Origin of the sequence: Cryptosporangium aurantiacum, from assembly GCF_900143005.1 — a bacterium.
Taxonomy (GTDB): domain Bacteria; phylum Actinomycetota; class Actinomycetes; order Mycobacteriales; family Cryptosporangiaceae; genus Cryptosporangium; species Cryptosporangium aurantiacum.
This window is the reverse complement of the sequence record NZ_FRCS01000029.1, coordinates 28,182-46,891: the sequence shown is the minus strand read 5'-3', so window position 1 is coordinate 46,891 and position 18,710 is coordinate 28,182. Positions and strand designations below refer to the sequence as shown.

At 72.4% G+C, this 18,710-nt stretch carries 19 protein-coding genes; 4 read left to right on the top strand and 15 right to left on the bottom strand.

What is annotated here, in order from left to right; genetic code table 11:
* From BUB75_RS42120 to BUB75_RS42110, 3 genes are read right to left on the bottom strand one after another with little or no spacing between them, the layout of a single operon-like run.
* Complete coding sequence (locus BUB75_RS42120) at window positions 1–885, bottom strand: carbohydrate ABC transporter permease (RefSeq protein ID WP_073266160.1); 885 nt, start codon at window positions 883–885, stop codon at window positions 1–3.
* 28 nt (window positions 886–913) lie between these two features.
* Window positions 914–2,245 (bottom strand): extracellular solute-binding protein, encoded by a 1,332-nt coding sequence (locus tag BUB75_RS42115; RefSeq protein WP_073266158.1) that lies wholly within the window; start codon window positions 2,243–2,245, stop codon window positions 914–916.
* 24 nt (window positions 2,246–2,269) lie between these two features.
* A complete protein-coding gene (locus tag BUB75_RS42110) occupies window positions 2,270–3,265 on the bottom strand; it encodes a LacI family DNA-binding transcriptional regulator (RefSeq protein ID WP_073266156.1) in 996 nt (331 codons plus the stop codon).
* Between the two features lie 147 nt (window positions 3,266–3,412).
* On the opposite strand from BUB75_RS42110, the gene BUB75_RS42105 reads away from it, so the two are divergent.
* The 3 genes from BUB75_RS42105 to BUB75_RS42095 all read left to right on the top strand — a co-directional run bounded on the left by BUB75_RS42105 (window position 3,413) and on the right by BUB75_RS42095 (window position 6,309).
* On the top strand, window positions 3,413–4,624 hold the full coding sequence (locus BUB75_RS42105; RefSeq protein ID WP_084742460.1) for an erythromycin esterase family protein: 1,212 nt from the start codon (window positions 3,413–3,415) through the stop codon (window positions 4,622–4,624).
* 98 nt (window positions 4,625–4,722) lie between these two features.
* The gene (locus tag BUB75_RS42100; protein WP_073266152.1) at window positions 4,723–5,199 is read left to right on the top strand and encodes an NUDIX hydrolase; all 477 of its coding nucleotides are present in this window, start codon (window positions 4,723–4,725) and stop codon (window positions 5,197–5,199) included.
* A 6-nt stretch (window positions 5,200–5,205) separates the two neighbouring features.
* Window positions 5,206–6,309 (top strand): alpha/beta fold hydrolase, encoded by a 1,104-nt coding sequence (locus BUB75_RS42095; protein ID WP_073266150.1) that lies wholly within the window; start codon window positions 5,206–5,208, stop codon window positions 6,307–6,309.
* Between the two features lie 102 nt (window positions 6,310–6,411).
* On the opposite strand, the gene BUB75_RS42090 is transcribed toward BUB75_RS42095, so the two are convergent.
* Both BUB75_RS42090 and BUB75_RS42085 read right to left on the bottom strand, forming a co-directional pair.
* Entirely contained in the window at window positions 6,412–7,722 is a 1,311-nt protein-coding gene (locus BUB75_RS42090; RefSeq protein ID WP_073266148.1) for a patatin-like phospholipase family protein, read from the bottom strand.
* Window positions 7,722–8,396, bottom strand: coding sequence for a class I SAM-dependent methyltransferase (locus BUB75_RS42085; protein ID WP_073266146.1), 675 nt, complete (start codon window positions 8,394–8,396; stop codon window positions 7,722–7,724). The genes BUB75_RS42090 and BUB75_RS42085 overlap by 1 nt, the downstream gene beginning before the upstream one ends.
* A gap of 196 nt (window positions 8,397–8,592) precedes the next feature.
* On the opposite strand from BUB75_RS42085, the gene BUB75_RS42080 reads away from it, so the two are divergent.
* Entirely contained in the window at window positions 8,593–9,885 is a 1,293-nt protein-coding gene (locus tag BUB75_RS42080) for a phytase (protein WP_084742459.1), read from the top strand.
* On the opposite strand, the gene BUB75_RS42075 is transcribed toward BUB75_RS42080, so the two are convergent.
* The 10 genes from BUB75_RS42075 to BUB75_RS42030 all read right to left on the bottom strand — a co-directional run bounded on the left by BUB75_RS42075 (window position 9,857) and on the right by BUB75_RS42030 (window position 18,683).
* Window positions 9,857–10,546 (bottom strand): TVP38/TMEM64 family protein, encoded by a 690-nt coding sequence (locus BUB75_RS42075; RefSeq protein WP_073266144.1) that lies wholly within the window; start codon window positions 10,544–10,546, stop codon window positions 9,857–9,859. The genes BUB75_RS42080 and BUB75_RS42075 overlap by 29 nt on opposite strands.
* Window positions 10,543–10,905, bottom strand: coding sequence for a chorismate mutase (gene aroH, locus BUB75_RS42070; protein WP_073266142.1), 363 nt, complete (start codon window positions 10,903–10,905; stop codon window positions 10,543–10,545). Before aroH ends, BUB75_RS42075 begins: the two co-directional genes overlap by 4 nt.
* 60 nt (window positions 10,906–10,965) lie before the next feature.
* Window positions 10,966–11,745 carry a pseudouridine synthase gene (locus tag BUB75_RS48020; protein ID WP_245806388.1) on the bottom strand — a complete coding sequence of 260 codons (780 nt, stop codon included), beginning with the start codon at window positions 11,743–11,745 and terminating at the stop codon, window positions 10,966–10,968.
* 760 nt (window positions 11,746–12,505) lie between these two features.
* Complete coding sequence (gene scpB, locus BUB75_RS42060; protein ID WP_073266138.1) at window positions 12,506–13,450, bottom strand: SMC-Scp complex subunit ScpB; 945 nt, start codon at window positions 13,448–13,450, stop codon at window positions 12,506–12,508.
* On the bottom strand, window positions 13,447–14,583 hold the full coding sequence (locus BUB75_RS42055; protein WP_084742458.1) for a segregation and condensation protein A: 1,137 nt from the start codon (window positions 14,581–14,583) through the stop codon (window positions 13,447–13,449). The genes scpB and BUB75_RS42055 overlap by 4 nt, the downstream gene beginning before the upstream one ends.
* Before the next feature lie 51 nt (window positions 14,584–14,634).
* On the bottom strand, window positions 14,635–15,315 hold the full coding sequence (locus BUB75_RS42050) for a hypothetical protein (protein WP_073266134.1): 681 nt from the start codon (window positions 15,313–15,315) through the stop codon (window positions 14,635–14,637).
* Between the two features lies 1 nt (window position 15,316).
* Window positions 15,317–15,736 carry a hypothetical protein gene (locus BUB75_RS42045; RefSeq protein ID WP_073266132.1) on the bottom strand — a complete coding sequence of 140 codons (420 nt, stop codon included), beginning with the start codon at window positions 15,734–15,736 and terminating at the stop codon, window positions 15,317–15,319.
* Entirely contained in the window at window positions 15,733–16,635 is a 903-nt protein-coding gene (locus BUB75_RS42040) for a ParA family protein (RefSeq protein ID WP_084742457.1), read from the bottom strand. Before BUB75_RS42040 ends, BUB75_RS42045 begins: the two co-directional genes overlap by 4 nt.
* A 176-nt stretch (window positions 16,636–16,811) precedes the next feature.
* Window positions 16,812–17,495 carry a DUF4097 family beta strand repeat-containing protein gene (locus BUB75_RS42035; protein WP_073266130.1) on the bottom strand — a complete coding sequence of 228 codons (684 nt, stop codon included), beginning with the start codon at window positions 17,493–17,495 and terminating at the stop codon, window positions 16,812–16,814.
* 240 nt (window positions 17,496–17,735) lie between these two features.
* Complete coding sequence (locus tag BUB75_RS42030; RefSeq protein ID WP_073266128.1) at window positions 17,736–18,683, bottom strand: site-specific tyrosine recombinase XerD; 948 nt, start codon at window positions 18,681–18,683, stop codon at window positions 17,736–17,738.
* Between the last annotated feature and the right edge of the window lie 27 nt (window positions 18,684–18,710).

The window sequence follows — 18,710 nt, the reverse complement described above, 5'->3', positions numbered from 1 at the left end:
TCAGACCTCCTTCTGCTGCGAACGGACCATGCGGAACCAGACCGCCGAAATGGCGAGCAGGATCACGAAGAACAACATCGAGACCGCGGACGCGTAGCCGACCCGGTAATTGGTGAAGCTCTCGTCGTAGACGTATTGCAGGAGCGACCGGGTGGAGAAGTTCGGCCCGCCGGACGTCATGATGTACATCTGGTCGAACACCTTCATCGACGCGATGAGTTGCAGCACCGCCACCAGCGTCGTGGTGCGCCCCAGCAGCGGGATCGTGATGTGCCGGATCTGCTGCCAGGGGCTCGCACCGTCGAGCGCCGCCGCCTCGTACAGGTCACGCGGAATCTCCTGCAGACCCGCCAGATACAACACGAAGTTGAAGCCGAGCGTCCACCAGACCGTGGTGAGCGCCAGCGCGGGCATCGCCCAGTTCTCGCTGCCGAGCCAGTTCGGCGCCGTGATGCCGATCTGCGCGAGCGACGTGTCGAGCAACCCGATGCCGGGCGCGAGGATCCACATCCAGATCAGCGCGACCACCGCGGACGGCAGGACGTACGGCAGAAAGAACGCCAACCGGTAGAACCACCGGCCGCGCCCGACCCGGTTCGCGAGCAGCGCCAACGCCAGCGCCAGAATCACCAGCGGGGGTGTGGTCAGGATCGTGAACCACAGTGTGTGCCACAGCGACGACCAGAAATCGGCGCTGCTCACAGCGTCCACATAGTTTTGAAGGCCGGCGAAGGTCGACAGACCGGCCTTCACCATGCTGGTGTCGAAGAAGCTCATCAGCAGGCCGTAGAGCGCGGGCCCGACGATGAACAAGACGTAAAGAATCAGGAAGGGAGCCAGAAACGCGGCGGCAGAGCGCCCCTGCCGCACCGTTGGGGTGGTCATCGTCGACCTCCGGAGTCGGGAGCAGGGCTCAGATCGGTGAGGCGGTGGCGGCGAGGTTGTCGAGCTTCGTGCGCATCTCGTCGAGTGCCTGCTGCGGCTCGGAAATGCCGGCCATCATCGCGCCGATCGCGGAGCCGGTGACGATCTCGAAGTTCGACCCCGAGCCGGAGTACCAGCCCTCCGGGTCGTAGGCCGCGCTGTCGGCGGCGGACGCATACGTCGCCTGCGGCTGCAGGGCCCGGTACTCGGCGCTGTTCCGGTACGGCAGCCAGGACGGGATGTGTCCGCCCTCCGCCCAGGTGTTGCTCTGGTCGAGCAGGCTCCGGATGAACGCCAGCGCCCGGTCCAGCCGCTCCGGCGTCAGCTTGGTGTTCTGCGGGATGACGAGCGTGTGCGAGTCGGCCTGCACGGCGTACGGACCCTCGTCGAAGACGTGCGGGAACAGCGCCATCGAGAACGGCGTCTTCGCGGTCTGGAACGTCGTGATCTCCCACTCGCCCTGGAACAGGAACGCGGTCCTCCCGGCGGAGAAGTCGGCGATCGAGCCCTGGTAGTCGACGTTCTCCGGGAACAGGCCGCTCTTCGTCAGCCCTCGCAGGAACGTCAGCGTCCGCAGCGCCTTCGCGTCGTCGATCACGACCTTCGTGCCGTCGTCGGCGAGCACCGTGCCGCCGAGCTGGGAGTAGAGCGACTGGAACGCGCGCCACGGCGTGACGATCTCGGTGTTCATCGCGATCGCACCCGCGAACCCGCCGGTGACCTGCTTGGCCTTCTGCATGGCGTCCAGAAAGGCTTGTTCGCCGTTGAGGGGTTTGAGAACGCCGTCGGCGTCGAGCAGGCCCGCCTTCTCGCAGATGTCGGTGTTGTAGAACATCACGAACGGGTGGGTGTCGAACGGGATCGCGTAGGCCTTGCCGTCGACCAGCCCGGCGTTCCACGCGCGGTCGTTGAACTTGTCCGGGGTCATGCCCGCTCGCTCCAGGGTGTCCGGCGTCAGTTCCTGCAGCAGGCCGCCCTCGACCATCGACTTGGCCCTGGTCAGGTGGGCGACCGCGACGTCAGGCGGCTTGTTGCCGACCGTCGCCAGCGACACCTTCGTGTAGTACGGGTTGCCCCAGTTGAACGTGGTGGACTTCAGCGTGATGTCCGGGTTCTGCTTCCGGTAGACGTCCAGCATCGACTGCATGCGGACGCCGTCACCACCCCCGAACAGGTCCCAGAACTGGAGTGTGCTCGCCGGTTCACCGGCGGTGGTGAGGCCGGACGCGACGGAGCAGCCGCTGAGAGCGGCGAGGGCTCCGGCGCCGACGGCACCTCGGAGTAACGATCGTCGGGAGAACGCTGCTGGCGGAGAGGTCATCGCTGTCCTTTCCGTTTCTCGGGGTTACGGGGGCGGTGCGGTGGAGGCTCGGACGACGAGGTGGACGGGCAGCAGGTCACGGGGCGGGATGTCCTCGCCGCGGATCCGGGCGAGCAGCAACTCGGCCGCGCGCGCTCCGGTCTCCTCGAACGGAACCCGGACCGTGGTCAGCGGTGGCGCCGCGAACCCGGCCAGCGGCGCGTCGTCGCAGCCGACCACCGAGCACGCCTGCGGCACCGGCACGCCGCGCACCCGCAGCGCGGCCAGCACGCCGAACGCCATCGTGTCGTTGTGGGCGAAGATCGCGGTGATGCCCGGGTCGGCGTCGAGCAGGCGGTGGGTGGCCGCGGCGGCGCTCCCGGCGTCCCACTCGGTGGCCAGCACGCGGTGCTCGGGAAGACCGACCCCGGCCGCGTCCAGCGTCGCGCGGAAGCCGCCGAGGCGGCTGCCCACGACCCGCCGTCCGGTCGGACCGGTCACCGTGCCGATCGCCCGGTGCCCGAGACCGACGAGATGCTCCGCGGCGAGCGCACCGGTCTGGCGGTGATCGGACCCGACCGCGGGCACCCCGCCGCCCGCGATGTGGTTGAGCGTCACGGCCGGCAGCGGCCCGCGGAGGTACTCGCCGAACCCGGCGTCCTCTTCGATGCTCGGTGCGACGACGACGATGCCGTTGACGCGGTACTCCTGCAATCGCCGGAGTGGCGCCGCGCTCTCCGGGGCGGTGGTGGCGACCAGGGCGGCGTGGCCCTGCCGCTCGACCGTGCGCTGGACGGCCACCACGAACCGGGACAGCGCGACGTCGGAGAAGTCGTCGGCGAGGATGCCGACCGTCAGCGAGTCCCGCCGGACCAGGCCGCGCGCCAGCGCGTTCGGCACGTAGCCGAGTTCGCGCGCCGCCCGCTCGATGCGCTCGCGGGTGGCCACCGAGACGACACCGGACCGTCGGTTCAGGACCTTGCTGGCCGTCTGGAAGCTGACCCCGGCGCGCTCGGCGACGTCCTTGAGCGAGACGTACACGGGATCACCTCCATGTGACCGCTAACATCCCGCCAGGACCGTCCGTCGGCAGAGACCGAGGGTTGGTTAGGCGAACGTTCGCCTTCGGCAGGATGCGCCTTCTCGACCGAGAGTGTCAAGGATCACTCCGTTCGCTAAGGTGAGCCGGTGTCACTCCCCGTCACGTCTCATGTGACCGATCACTTCACCCCGTTCACCACCGTGGACCCGCACGAACCGCTCGACGACCTCGAGCCGCTCGCAGCACTGTTCGCGCAGGCCAGAGTGGTGGCGATCGGCGAGAGCGCGCACTACGTACGCGAGTACACGCTGCTCCGGCACCGCATCACCCGGTTCCTGGTCGAGCGGTGCGGCTTCACGGTGTTCGCGCTGGAATCCGGGTTCTCCGAGGGCGTCGCCGTGGACGCGTGGATCCGTAGCGGGCGTGGCGACCTCCGGACGCTCGCGGACCAGAACCTCACCTACCGGATGGGACAGTCCGCGGAGATGCGCGGCCACCTCGCCTGGATGCGCGAGGCCGGGGTCCGCTACGCCGGCCTCGACCTGCCCGGGTCCGCCGCGACGCCGCTTCCGCTGCTGGAACGGCTCCGGGTGGCGTTGGACGGGACGAGCGGGCGGGCACTCGTCGAAGATCTGATCACCGCGACCGGGGCGTTCGCCGACGAGCACGCCCTGCACACCTACGCCGCCTACACGGCGCTCCCCCGCGCCGACCGCGACGCGCTGACCGCACACTGGGCCGAGCTCGCCGCCTGGTGCGATACGCAAGTGCCGGGGCCGCCGGCGGCTACCCGCCACGAGGTCCGGCTCGGCGTCCTGTTCGACCAGATGCTGCGCGGCCACGCCGCGCGGAGCGCACTCATGGCTTCCGCCCGCGACCGGGCGATGGCCGAGACCGTGTTCTGGTTACTACAACACCATTCGGACGCCAAAATCGTGATCGGTGCGGCGAACGGGCACATTCAGCGGACGCCGGTCAGCCTGCCGGGGATGCGGGTCTCGCCGGCCGGGCACCACCTGGCGCAACGCCTCGGCGAGGCGTATCTGAGCATCGCGATGACCGCGCTCGGCGGGCACACGCCGAGCCGCCGGGCGGATTCGTCCGCGCCGGGTGGGGTGGCGGTGTCGTCTGTGGACCTGGGGGCGCCGCGGGCGGGGAGCATCGAGGCGGTGCTGCCGGGGCGGCTCGGGGTGCTGGATGCGCGGGGTCTGCGGGGTCTTTGGGGGGCCCCGGGGGCGGCCGAGGCGCCGTCTGCGATTCGCGTGCAGGACGGGTATCTCGACGGGGCGGTGGCGGAGGCGCACGATTTTGTCGTCGGCGTGCCGTTGACGTCGGTGAGCGAGCAGGTGGGCGACTAACCGGCCACGGTCGCGGGTCTTCGCTCGTTCCGCCTCTGTTTGGGCTTGTTATTTTGCCGGGCTCCCGGGTTGTCGGTGGGGCACGGCACACTGTCGGCATGGCGGGGAGGCGTAGCGCGGGGCTGCTGATGTTCCGGACGAGCGACGACGGGTTGGAAGTGCTGCTCGGGCACATGGGCGGCCCGTTCTGGGCCAGGAAGGACGCGGGCGCCTGGTCAGTGCCGAAGGGCGAGTACGCCGACGACGAGACACCGGAGGCCGCGGCGCGTCGGGAGTTCGCCGAGGAACTCGGGCTGCCCGCTCCGGACGGTCCGCTGGTGCCGCTCGGCGAGGTGAAGCAGTCCGGTGGCAAGACCGTGACCGTCTGGGCGGTGGAGGGCGACCTCTCCCCCGAGGACGTCGTCCCGGGCACGTTCACGCTCGAGTGGCCGCCGAAGTCCGGGCAGATGCGGGAGTTCCCGGAGGTCGACCGGGTCGCGTGGTTCGATCTGGACACGGCGCGGGAGAAACTGGTCACCGCGCAGCGCACGTTCCTCGACCGGCTCGCCGAGTCGCTGCCCTCCGGCGCCGGGTGACCGGCCGTGGAGCAGCGCATCGGCTTCTGCTCGGTGCCCGGCGGCCGGATCGCGTACGCCGAGACCGGTGACGGCCCGCCGCTCGTGCTGCCGGCGCCGTGGGTCAGTCATCTGGAGCGGGACTGGGAATTCCCGGAGTACCGCGCGTTCGTGACCGCGCTCGCCCGAACACACCGGGTCGTCCGGTACGACCGCCTCGGCACCGGCCTCTCCGATCGTCCGCCGCTCGCCGATTCAGTGCTGCCGGGCGTCGGCACCGATGACGTAGTGCTCGGTGCGCTGCTCGACGCCCTAGGCCTCGACCGGGTGGCCCTGCTCGGCATCTCGGTCGGCAGTTGCGCCGCGATCCGGTACGCCGCGACCCATCCCGATCGGGTGACGCGGCTGGCGCTCGTGGGCGGGTTCGCCGACGGTGCCGCGAGCGCACCGGCCGCGCTGCAGGAGTCGATCGTCGCGACGATCCGGGCGCACTGGGGCGCCGGGTCACGCCTGCTCGCCGACGTCTGGATCCCGGGAGCGGACGCGCGGGTCCGCGACGCGTTCGCGCGCCTCCAGCGAGATTCCGCAGATGCGGACACCGCGGCGTCCGTGCTGGCGTCGGTGTACGGGGTGGACGTCCGCGCCGCGTTGCCGCACGTGCAGGCTCCGACGCTCGTCCTGCACCGGCGCGACGACCGGGCGATCCCGTTCACACTCGGACGCGAGGTGGCCGCCGGGATACCCGGAGCGCGGCTACGGCCGCTGGACGGTGTGGTGCACCCGCCGTGGCTCGAGGACTCCGCCGCGGTGCTCGCCGCGCTGACGCCGTTCCTCACCCCCGCGGTTCCGTCCGACGGCGCCCAGGTCGGCAGCGCTCCGTCCGATGGTGCTGTGGTCAGCGGCGCCCGGGCCGGCGGGGAGGCGTCCGGTGGCGGGGACGGGCGGCTCACTGAGCGGGAGCGGGACGTGCTGCGGCTGGTCGCCGCCGGCCACAGCGACGCGGAGATCGCAGCCGCACTGGTGGTCAGCGCTCACACCGTGCATCGACACGTGGCCAACATCCGGCGCAAGCTTGATCAGCCGACCCGCGCCGCGGCTGCCGCCGCCGCGATCCGCCGCGGCTTGATCTGAGCGACAGATCCTCTGGTTCCCGGAGTGGGTGGCGAAGCGGTGAACATTTTGTGCCGTCAGAGGGGCACAAAGTGTTCAGCGCCTCCACGCGGGTCGAAGGCGTCACGCGGCGGATGGCAGGCAGGCGGCGGCGGCGCTGCCGGCACGGCGACCGGCCCGTACGGCGTCGGCGACCCGGCCGGGCGCCATCGGATCCGGCCCCATCGCCGCTCGGGCCGCCGGGTCCGGCGACACCGTGACGACATGGAACCCGGCAGCGGTCAACGCGGCTTCCTCCCGGACGGCGGCGGCCGCCCAGAGCGAATCGGGGCCCTCGGTCGCGGCGGGATCGGTCGCGCTCACGACGACGACCGGCCCGGCGGGGATGCCGAGCGTCACGAGCAGGTCCGCGTTGGCCGCCGACCCGACCGCACCGTCGATGTACGCGTTCCCGTCGATCGGCACCGGCGGGCGCAGCACCGGCACGGCCTGCGATGCGGCGACGGCCCTGGCGAGCGCGACGCCGTCCCAGGGTCCCCAGACCACGCGGCGACCGGCCGTGGCGTCGACCGCGGTGATCCGCAGCGTCTCCGGCCATCGCGCCCGCCCTAGCCGGGCCGCGGTGGCGGTGAGGAAGGCGTACGCGTCGCCCGGCGAGTTCTCGATCGCCAACCGCCCGATCAACCGCCGGCCGACGTCCGGATCGCCGTCGGCCGGCCACACCTCCGCGAGCGCCCGGAACAACGCGCCCGCGCGACTGTCGCCCGAGCGCTCGCGCGGCTCCACCGTCCCGCCCGACCCAGCGGAGGGTTCACCAGAATCCCCCAACTCGTCCGATCCGGCCGAGGGCGCCCCGGGTTCCGCCAGCCCGGCCGCGGGCTCGTGGGGCTCCACCGGCCCGTCCGATCCGGCCGAGGCCGCGGCTCCGACCGACCCGGCCCACCCACCCGGCGAGTCCGGCGAGTCCGGCCCGCCGGGCCTGCCCGCCAAGCCGGTAGAGCCCGGCTTGCCACGCCCACCAGGCTCGCCGCGCACGCTCGACCCGTCCCGCGCACCCGGCACACCTGGCCCGCCAGGCACTGAAGGCACACCCGACCCACCCAGCACACCAGACCCGCCGGGCTTCCTCGGCGCGCGGGAAACCCCGGAGCAGCCGGGCACGGACGACGCGGACGACGCGGACGACGCGGACGACGCGGAGGGCGCCGACGGCTCACGCGGCGCAAGCGGCGCGCACGCTAGCCTCTCCGCTTCCTCGCGGGCGTCGACGCCACCGGCGAGCCGTGCCGCCAGGAACGCCCCCGCCGACGTCCCCAGCACCACCGACGCCGCCCCGAGGGTCAACCCCGCGTCGGCCAACCCGGCGACCACGCCGAGTTCCCAGGCCAGCACCCGCTCGCCGCCACCGGCCAGTACCAGCACGAACCCGGTCATCACGCGTCCGGCGCGGCAAGCGCCCCGACGACGAGCGGACCGACGATCGCCGGCATCCCGCTCCAGTGGTCCCGCCACAGCGTCTCGACGTCGAAGCCGGCGTCCGTGAGCACCCGGCCGGTGGACTGGTCGCACCGGCAGCCGGCCGCGAGCGCCTTCCACGGTCCGGCCAGCCGATGCTGCCACCGAGCCAGACGACTGCCGTCGACGGCCCGGACGTGCTCGATCACCAGGAACCGGCCGCCCGGACGCAACACCCGGCGCACCTCCGCGGCAGCCGCCGCCGGGTCCTCGACCGTGCACAGCACCAATGTCGACACCACCGTGTCGAACGCGGCGTCCTCGAACGGCAGAGCGGACGCCGACGCCGGCGACACCACGGCCGGAACCCGGGATTCACCGACTCGACGTTCGAGCACGGCCCGCATACCCGCGTCCGGCTCGGACACGATCAGCGCCCGCACGTCCGACGGGTAGTGCGCGAGGTTGAGCCCGGTGCCCGCGCCGATCTCGAGGACCGCGCCACGCGCCCCGGCCAGCAGCCGGTCGCGCCGCTGGGCCATTCCCCGCCGCTCCCCCAGCGCGAGGAACGGATCGTAGATCGCCGCGCCGAAGCGTTCCCTGCGGCTCGGGCGCTCCCCGGACCTGACGGGCGACGGAAGCGTGGTGGTCATCGCATTTCTCCTGTGAAACGAGTTGATCGGACCCCTGTTTTCTACGGACCGCAGTGCCTCCACCGCGTCCCGCGAACCGGCCATCCGCGGAAGATGGCCGGAACCGGCCACGCGTTCACCGGACGTTCGTACGGCGACCATCCGCCGCCCCTAACGTCTGTCCGGATTCGTCCATACCAGACCGGAGGTGCCTTTGATGTCCCGCCGCCCACTGTTCCTGAGCGCCGTCGGCCTCACGATCGCGCTGCTCGCGGGGACCGGCGCAGCCGCCGCCGAGTCTCCCCCGCGGGCGGCCGTGACCGCTGCGGTCGAGACCCCGGCCGAGTTCGACGACGAGGCCGGGGGCAACTCCGACGCCGACGACCCGGCGATCTGGGTCGACCCGAGTGACCCCGCCCGCAGCCTGGTGATCGGCACGCTCAAGGAGGGCGGCCTCGCCGTCTACGACCTCGCGGGCAGGCAACTGCAGCGGATCGCCCCGCCCGCGCCTCCGACGGCCGACGACGCCCCGGGTCGCTTCAACAACGTCGACGTCGCGTACGGCGTCCGCCTCGGCCGGACGACGGCGGACCTCGCGATCGTCTCCGACCGGGGCCGTGACCAGCTCCGGATCTACCGGATCGACGGCACCCGGGCCGCCCGTCCGCTGGTGGACGTCACGGCGCCGGACGTGCCGTTCGCGTTCAACGCCGACCAGGCCGCGGTGAACGACCAGTCGACCGCCTACGGTCTCACGACGACGGTCGACGGCGGCACTGCGTGGACGGTGGTCAGTCGCCGCTCCAGCACCCAGCTCGGTCTGTTCCGCCTCGTGAACACCGCACGGGGCGTCAGCTACCAGCGCGCCGACACCCTGACCCTGCCCGGCCGGTTCCGGCTGCCGAACGGCACCACCTGGACGCCGTGTGACGAGCCGGGCGTCGGGCCGCAGGTCGAAGGTGTGGTTGTCGATCCGGTCGCGGGTGTGCTGTACGCCGCTCAGGAGGACGTCGCGCTCTGGAAGATCGACCTGCGGAACCACCGCTTCGGCGCGGCCCGGATCGTGGAGAAGGTGAAGGAGTTCGGCGTCCCGGGCACGTACGACGCGGCCGCCGACGAGTGCGCGTACGGTGCGAATCCCGGCTACGGCGGTACCCGGATCACCGCGGACGTCGAGGGGCTGGCGATCTACGCCGACCGGTACCTGCTGGTCTCCAGCCAGGGCGACTCCGGCTTCCTCGTCTACGACCGGCGGACGCTGGGTTACCTGGGCCGCTACGACGTGACCGACGGTGCGGCCACCGACGGCGTCCAGCACTCGGACGGCACCGCGGTCGTGCACACGCGGCTGAACGCCACGTTCCCGGCCGGGCTGCTCGTCGTCCACGACGGCGAGAACACCCCAGCCGCCGACGGACGGGCGAACACGAACTTCAAGCTGCTCGACTGGCGGGCGGTCGCCAAGCCGCTCCGCCTCGCGGTCACGCCGTCGGCACCGGGTCCGCGGTAGCGGCACCCCGGCGGGAACGACGCCGGGTGTACCAGGCGTGCGCGAGGCCGAGCGACCCGACCAGCGCGACCAGGCCTACCGAGAGCAGGAACGCGGGTGAGCCGGGGTGGTCAGCCGACGCGCCGACGAACACGTACGCGGTGGTGCTCGGCGCGACGCCACACACGGTGCCGACGACGAACGGCAGCAAGCGGACCGACGTCGCACCGAACAGGTAGTTGAGCAGGCCGAACGGGAAGACCGGCAGGATCCGGGCGTACACCACCGCCCGGGTCCCGTCCCGGTCGAGCCAGGCCTGCAGCCGGGCCAGCCGGGCATCGGGGGCGACGCGAGCCGTCCGTCCGGCCAGGTAGGGCCGGCCGAGCCAGCGGCCCAGCGAGAACGCGACCGTCGCACCGAGCGCGATGCCGCCGAGCGCGGCGGCGACGGCGAGAACCGGCGGCAGCAGCAACCCGGCCAGCACGGCGGGCACCCCGCGCGGCACCATCAGCACCGACGTGACCACCGCAACGGCGCCCACCCCGATCGACGTCCAGGCCCCGGCGCCGGCGACGAACGCCCGCAGCTGCGAGGGCTCCGGAACGCCGCTCGTCAGCAGCACCGCCACCAGGACGAGAAGCAGGAGCCCGAGGGCGACCGCCCGGAGCGCGGGCGAGCTCACTGCGGCAGATCCCTGCGCAGAGCGGCCGCCCCACGCAGGTAGACGTGGTGCAGACCGGAGCGCGGCGTCTCGGTCTCGACGTGTGCCAGCAGCCGCAGCACCCGTGGCATCGACCCCGGGACCCCGATCTCGGTCGTGCACAGCAGCGGCACGTCGGTGAAGCCCAGCAGGCGCGCCGCGTAGGCCGGGAACTCGGCGTCCAGGTCCGGCGTCGCGGTGAAGATGACGCTGATCAGGTCGTCCGGGGTGATCGAGTTACGGTGCAGCACCGCCTTGATCAACTCGGTCGTTCCCTCCAGGATCGCGTCCCGCGAGTTCTCGTCGACCTGGATCGCACCGCGCACAGCCCTGACCGCCACCGGCCGTCTCCTTCCCGTCCGCCTCGGCCCGAGCCTAACGGCGACCTCCGACCGCCTCGGCTACAGGCCCACCTCGGAGTGCAGGCGGCCGATCTCCTCACGGTTGAGGTGGCGGAACTTACCGGGCTTGAGGCTGGCCAGCTGCACCGCGCCGATCGACGTCCGGACCAGGCGACTCACCGGGTGCCCGACCTCCTCGAGCAGCCGCCGGACCACGTGCTTGCGGCCCTCGTGGATGACGACCTCGACGAGCAGCTTGCCGGGCAGGTTGTCGACGACCCGGAACTTGTCGACCTTCACCAGCCCGTCCTCCAGGTCGACGCCCTCCAGCAGCCGCTTGCGGACGTCGCTCTGCATCGGCCCGGGGACCTCGGCCAGGTAGGTCTTCAGCACGCCGTACGACGGGTGGGTCAGGCGGTGCGAGAGCGCGCCGTCGTTGGTGAGCAGCAGCAGCCCCTCGGACTCGGCGTCCAGGCGACCGACGTGGAACACCCGGGTGTCCCGGTCGGCGACGTAGTCACCCACGGTGGGGCGGCCCTTGTCGTCGGTCATCGCGGACAGCACGCCCTTGGGCTTGTTGAACGCCAGGTAGACCATCCGGTCGTCGACGATCACCCGCTGGCCGTCGACGTGGATCACCGCGGTCAGCGGGTCGACCCGCTTGCCCTGGACCCGGACGACCTCGCCGTCGACGCTGACCCGCCCCTCCTCGATCAGCTCCTCGCACGCGCGGCGCGACCCGACGCCCGCGGCGGCGAGGACCTTCTGAAGGCGGTCGCCTTCCTTCGGTTCGTCGAGCTTCGCGGCCCAGTTCGGGTCGCCCTCTTCCTCTTCCCACACGTCTTGATACGGACGCTGGGGAGAGGCGGCTTTGCCCCGGCCGACGGTGCGGGACGCGCGCCGCGGCGCGGGTTCACCATCGCGGCCCAGGGGTTCCGAGCGCGGACCGTCCGAGGCACGCGAGTACCGCGCGGCACCGCTGTCGCCCCGCCGCGGTCCGGCGCCGCGGCTGGCGCCGCCCGTACCCGGCGCACCGCCCGTACCCGGCGCACCGCTACCGCCCGTTCGCGGAGCACCGCCGCCGACGCGTGAGGCACCGCCGCTGCCGCCGGTACGCGGCGCACCGCCGCGGCTACCGCTGTCACTGCCCCGGCGAGGCGCACCATCACGCCCGCCGCCGTCGCCCCGACGCGGCGCACCGTCACGCCCGCCATCGCCACCTCGACGAGGCGCACCGTCACGCCCGCCATCGCCACCCCGGCGCGGCGCACCGTCACGCCCGCTCCCCTCGCCGCGGGCAAAGCCCTCGCCCCGACCGGAGCTCTCGCTGCGGACAGGGCGGTCGCTGCCGCCAGAGCGCTCGCTGCGACCGGGGCGGTCGCTACGAGCGGGTCCGTCGCCGGACCCGCGGCGGTACTCGCCCCCGGCCTCCCCACGGCCGCCGCGGGCGTCGCCCGCGCCACGGCCGCCGCCGTCACCAGCGGCACCGCGCGGCGCTCCACCCGAGCGCGGCGCCCCGCCTCCAGAGCCCGGCGCTCCGCCCGTACGCGGCGCGCCACCGCCCCAGCGTGGCGGGCCGTCGCCCCCACGCGGGCTGGGGTTACGACGCGGCGATGACATCATCCAGGGCATCCATTCCGGGCAGGAGCGGCGCGAGCGCCGGCAATTCGTCCAGTGAGTTCAAACCGAGCTTTTCGAGGAAGAGCACCGTCGTCCGGAACTGGTGCCCACCGGTCTCCGGGTCGGTGCCGCACTCCTCGATCAATCCGCGGGAGAGCAGGGTACGGATCACCCCGTCGACCGAGACACCGCGGATCGCCGCCACCGCCGACCGGGTGACCGGCTGCTTGTAGGCGATCACCGCCAGCGTCTCGAGCGCCGCCTGAGTGAGCCGGGCCTGCTGGCCCTCCAGAACGAACCGTTCGACGTACGGTGCGTATTCCGACCGGGTGTAGAGACGCCAGCCACCCCCGAGCTGACGCAGCTCGAATCCGCGTCCGGCGGCGGTGTACTCCTCCGCCAGCCCGCGCAGCGCCCTGGTGACCGCGTCGACCGGGCATCCCAGCGTCTGGGCGAGCAGGCCCTCGGGCACCGGCTCGTCCACGACCAGCAGGATCGCCTCCAGCGCGGGCTCGATCCGGTCCCGCTGCGCGTCCTCCGGAACCGCGAACAGCGCGCCCTCCGCCGCAGCCGCCACAGCCGCGTCCGCGTCCGCGACCGCGTCCGCGACCGCATCCGCAGCGGCCTCCGCGGCCGCAGCCGCCACGGCCGACTCCGCAGCCGCGGCCTCCGCGGCAAACCCCACGGCCGCAGCCTCCGCGTCCGCGTCCGCAGCCGCGGCCTCCGCGGCAAACCCCGCGACCGCAGCCTCCGCGTCCGCAGCCGCGGCCTCCGCGGCAAACCCCGCGACCGCAGCCTCCGCGTCCGCAGCCTCCGCGGCGGACCCCACGAAAGCCGCCTCCGCAGCAGCCTCCGCGACGGCAGCCGGAACCTCCGACCCCACCGCGGCCGACGGCTTCCCGTCGGCCGGTGTCTCCTCGTTCACCCGCGTTCCTTCGTCTCAATCGGTGGAGCGGACCGGCTGGCCGGCACCATAGGCGGCGCCTGCTCGGCCCGCGCCGGCTCCGCCGCCGAAGCACCGGCCGAAGAAGCACCGGCCGACGACGCGCCCGCCGCCGACGCACCCGCCGCCGACGCACCCGCCGACAGAGCGTCCGCCGCCGAAGCCTCCGCCGGCGAGACGCCCGACGACGAAGCGCCCGCAGGCAAAACACCCGTCTGCTCCGGCAAGGCCTGCGCCGCCGCCGCAGCGTCCGCGTCGCTGCCGTACTCGTCGATCTCGACCGCGACCCGCTCGCTCCCTCCGACCCAGCGTACGTGGAGCTCGCCCAGCGGCTCGACCTGGTCGAACAGCAGGACACCCTCCCGGTACAGCTCGAGCAGCGCCAGGAAGCGCGCCACGATCTCCAGCGTGTTCGCGCAGTCCGAGCAGAGCGCCCGGAACGACGCCTGCCCCAGCCGGGCCAGCCGCTCCCGCAGGATCGCCGCATGCTCGCGCACCGACACCCGGGGCGCGTGGATGTGATCGATGGAGACCGTCGGCACCGGCTTCGGCGTCATCGCCTGCACCGCGAGCCGGGCGAACTGCTCCGGACCGAGCCCGAGCAGCACCTCCGGCATGGCCGCCGCGAACCGTGCCTCGAGTTGCACCGCACGGGGCCAGCGCGTCGCCCCGTCCCGCTCCCGCTCGGCCAGGAAGCTGGCCACCTGCTTGAACGCCCGGTACTGCAGCAGCCGCGCGAACAGCAGGTCGCGGGCCTCCAGCAGCGCCAGGTCCTCCTCGTCCTCGACCTCGGCGGCGGGCAGCAACCGGGCGGCCTTCAGGTCGAGCAGTGTCGCGGCGATCAGCAGGAACTCGCTGACCTGACCCAGGTCCCACTCGTCCCCCATCCCGCGGATATGCGCGATGAAGTCGTCGGTGACCTGGCTGAGCGCGACCTCGGTGACGTCCAGCTTGTGCTTGCTGATCAGTTGCAGCAGCAGGTCGAACGGGCCCTCGAAGTTCTCCAGCCGGATGTGGAACTTCTCGCCGTACCCGCTGCCGCGGGGCGGGCCGCCCGACGGACCATCCTCGGCGACGGCTGCGCCCACAGCGCTGTCCGGACCGCTCTCGCTCACCGCACGACCGTACCGTGCCGGAGCCCGAACACCCTGCTCAACGGGTCCGGGTCAGCCCCAGAGCAGCAAGAACGGCAACGTAAAGATATCGAGGAGGAACAGGAACAGCGGCAGACCCCGGAACAGCGGCAGCAGCATCCCGGCCAGCAGGATCGCGATGCCGACGTTCTGGTCCTCCAGCCAGTGCCGCGCCTTCTGGAACCCGGTTCCGGGACGCTTCACCGCGTGCCGCAGCAGCCCCCACCCGTCCAGCGGGGGCAGCGGCACCAGGTCGAGCAGCCCGAAGCAGAGCAGGCCGACCGCGAGCGACAGCAGGAACAGCTCCGCGCTCGTCCCGCCGATCAGGTCGCCACGGAGCACGCTGGACGAATCCAGCTGCCCGAGCGGCACCCGCCCGGCGACCAGGACGAACGCCAGAAAAGCCAGCTGCGCGGCGACGATCACCGCGATCGGACCGGCCAGCAACACCCGGACCGGCGCCGGGTGCATGCCGGAGTCCTCGACCTTCTTGCCCCAGCCGGTACCGCCCACCACGGCGGCGACCACACCGAAGATGTCGACGTCGCGCCGGACGTCGACCAGCTTGCCGCCGGACCGCCGGGGCGTGCCCCAGCCCGCCGGTACCTGGCGACGCTGGACGACCCGGATGGCGAGCACCCGGATCACCAGCGCCAGCACGAAAGCCAGCGCGAGACCGGCGAGCGCGACCGGCCGACTGAGCGCGAACAGCACGTCAGTGGCCGCTCGCGAGCCGACGGACCAGCACCGAGTGCTCTCCGTTCGCGTCGTACTCCGCCAGTGCTATCGCGATCGCCTCCCGGACGATACGGCCGCGGTCGATGCCGATGCCGTGACGAGCCCGCAGGTCCAGCCGGGTCCGCTCGAGTTCGAGCAGCTCACCGGAGGACAGGTACACGGTGATCTTCTCATCGTGCCGCTGCCTGCCGCTCGGAGTACGCGGCGACGCGCGGATCGGCGTCACCTCGGCCGGAGGCTGCGCGCCCGAACTGCCCGGATCAGCCCGCGGCCGCGGGCGTGCGGGCGCTGGGCGCGCCGTCGGTGTCCCGCCGATCACCTCGACCGTGCTGGCCCCGGACGACGTCGTCATCCGGAACAGCTCGGAGGCGCCGGGGAGTTGTACGCGGCGCCTCACCTGGCGAGCACCTCGCGGGCCAGCGCCCGGTACGCCTTGGCACCGCCGGACCCTGGGGCCCACGTCGTGATCGGCTCACCCGCGACCGTCGTCTCCGGGAACCGGACCGTACGCGAGATCACCGTGTCGTACACCTTGTCGCCGAACGCCTCCACGACGCGGGACAGTACCTGGCGCGAGTGGACGGTGCGCGAGTCGTACATCGTCGCCAGGATGCCGTCCAGCTCCAGATCCGGGTTGAGCCGGTCCTTCACCTTCTCGATCGTGTCGATCAGCATGGCCAGACCACGGAGCGAGAAGAACTCACACTCCAGCGGAACGATCACGCCGTGCGCCGCGGTGAGCGCGTTGACCGTCAGCAAACCCAGCGACGGCTGGCAGTCGATCAGGATGTAGTCGTAGTCGTCGCGGACCTGCCGCAGCGCACGGTCGAGCGTCTGCTCCCTGGCCACCTCGCTGACCAGCTGCACCTCGGCTGCCGACAGGTCGATGTTGGACGGCAGTAAGTCGAGCCCGGTGACGTTCGTCTTGACCAGCACGTCCTCGGTGCGCACGCCGGACTGCATGAGCAGGTTGTAGACGGTCAGCTCGAGGTCGTAGGCGTTGACACCGAGCCCGACCGAGAGCGCACCCTGCGGGTCGAAGTCGACCAGCAGCACACGCTGGTCGCACTCGGCCAGCGCCGCGCCCAGGTTGATCGTGCTGGTGGTCTTGCCGACGCCACCCTTCTGATTGCAGAGCGCGATGACCCGAGCCGGGCCGTGACCGCTTTTGGCCTGCAGACCCTCGTCCGGCCGGCGGGATCGCCGCGGCTCGTTGACGATGCCCAAGGTCGCCAGGTCGAGGGTGGCCTGCTCCAGAGCGCCCGAGTCGTCGCTCATCACCGGGTTCGTTGACATCTCACCAGCTCCCGCCGCAATCCGCCTCGTCCGCTGCGGACGAGTCCCCCCATGTACGAGTGCGACGGCAGAGTCCGCCGAACTTGCCGTGAACCCTAGGGAGCTGGTGGGGCCAAAGCAAAGATTGTCGATAAACCCGCAAGTCGCTCGGCGTGTCGTCCGACGTGCCGAATCTCCTATGCGGACGCCACCGTGATCTGACCGACGTCCACACGCACATCGACCGCCCGGGGCGAGGACGGAACGCGCGGCACCGAGACCTCGGTGTCACCGACGTCGGTGTGCGTGCGCACCGCGTAGTCGCCGGTGGTCGGCAGCTTGACCGAGACCGCGCCGGTGCCGGTCGTCACCGCGACGCGGTCGGGTGCCTGCGCGTACCGCAGGTCCACATCGCCGACATCCACCCGCACGTCCGCCCGGCTGCTCGCCGCCCGGCGCGCGGTGACCTGACCGGCTTCCAGCTCGAGGTCGAGGTCACCGGTGAGCCCACTCGTCTCGACCGTGCCCGCGTCGACCGCCACCACGAGCCGCGTGTCGGCCGGAACCGTGACCCGGTACCGCACCCGGCATGCCTCGCCCTCGGTGCAGCCGGCCGACTCCAGCCGGAGCGTCCCGTCGGTCACGCGATGGCTGGTCGCCGGTGAACTGCCGTTGTATCGGATCACCTCGTCCACGACGACCGGCCCGTTGCCGGTCACCACGTCGAGGTCGACGGCCGTCCCGCTGACCGACAGCGTGTGCACGTCGCCGCTCACCTCGTACTGCTGTGTGTCCTTCTCGGTCAGTACCCAGTCGCATCCGCCCACCAGCGCAGCCGCCGCTGCCAGCGCCGCCACCGCCACGATCCGTCCCGCGCCCATCGCCCCGACCTCCTCGCGTCGGCTTTCAGCCTCGCGAGAAAGGGCGCGCGTCTCATCCGGCTTCTCCCCCAAAAGACCCTGATTACGCCTGCCTGGCCGACTCCGGGACCTTCCGCACCCGCCGCGCGGTCCCACCCCCCGTGACGCCCCGCTCCCCCATGCGTGGTTGCTGGCCCACCCTCCCCCGCTGGGGGTATGCATGGCTCTGCACGGCCCGCCGCCGTTTGTCTGTGCAGAGCGCTAGAGGGCCCGTGGGTGGGAGGTCAGGTAGGCCTCGCGGAGTCTTTCGGCGGTGACCAGCGTGTAGATCTGGGTGGTCGCCACCGACGCGTGCCCGAGCAGCTCCTGGACGACGCGCACGTCGGCGCCGCCGTCGAGCAGGTGGGTCGCGAACGAGTGCCGCAGCGTGTGCGGCGACACCCGCCCGGCCAGCCCGGCACGTTCGGCCGCGGCCCCCAGGATTCCCCACGCCCCCTGCCGGGTCAGCCGCCCACCGCGGGCGTTGAGGAACAGCGCGGGCGTTCCCCGCCCGGCTCTGGCCAGCGCGGGCCGGGCGCGCACCAGGTAGGCGTCGAGCGCGCGGCGGGCGTACGAGCCGACCGGCACCAGCCTCGTCCGGTCGCCCTTGCCGGTCAGCGCGACCGTGTCGCGCTCACCGGTGGGCACATCGTCCACCGCCAGCCCCACCGCCTCGGAGATCCGCGCGCCGGTGCCGTAGAGCAGCTCGAGCAGCGCCCGGTCCCGCAGTGCGAGCGGCGTCGCCTCCCCGGCATCCCCCGCGTCGGAGGCCGGCCCGGCGGCGTCCAACAGGCGTTCGATCTCGGCGAGAGGGAGCGCCTTGGGCAACCGGCGCGCCGGCGTCGGGGGCCGGACCTCCCGCGCCGGGTCGGACCCGGCGCGCCCGTCGCGCACCGCGAAGCGGTGCAGGCCGCGGACGGCCACCACCGCCCTGGCCGCGGACGACGCGGCGAGCGGCGGGTGGTCCTCGTCGCCGGCCCGCAGACCGGCCAGGAAATCGCCGACGTCGCGCTCGCCGACGTGTTCGAGCCCGTCGATGCCGCGGGTGGTCAGGAACTCGACGTACCGGGCCAGGTCGCGGCGGTAGGCCAGCAGCGTGTTCCGGGCCAGGTTGCGCTCGACCGCGAGGTGATCGAGATACCCCCGTACGGCCCGCTGCAGCGCCTCCACGGAGCGACCGTAGCCGGTCGGTCCGAC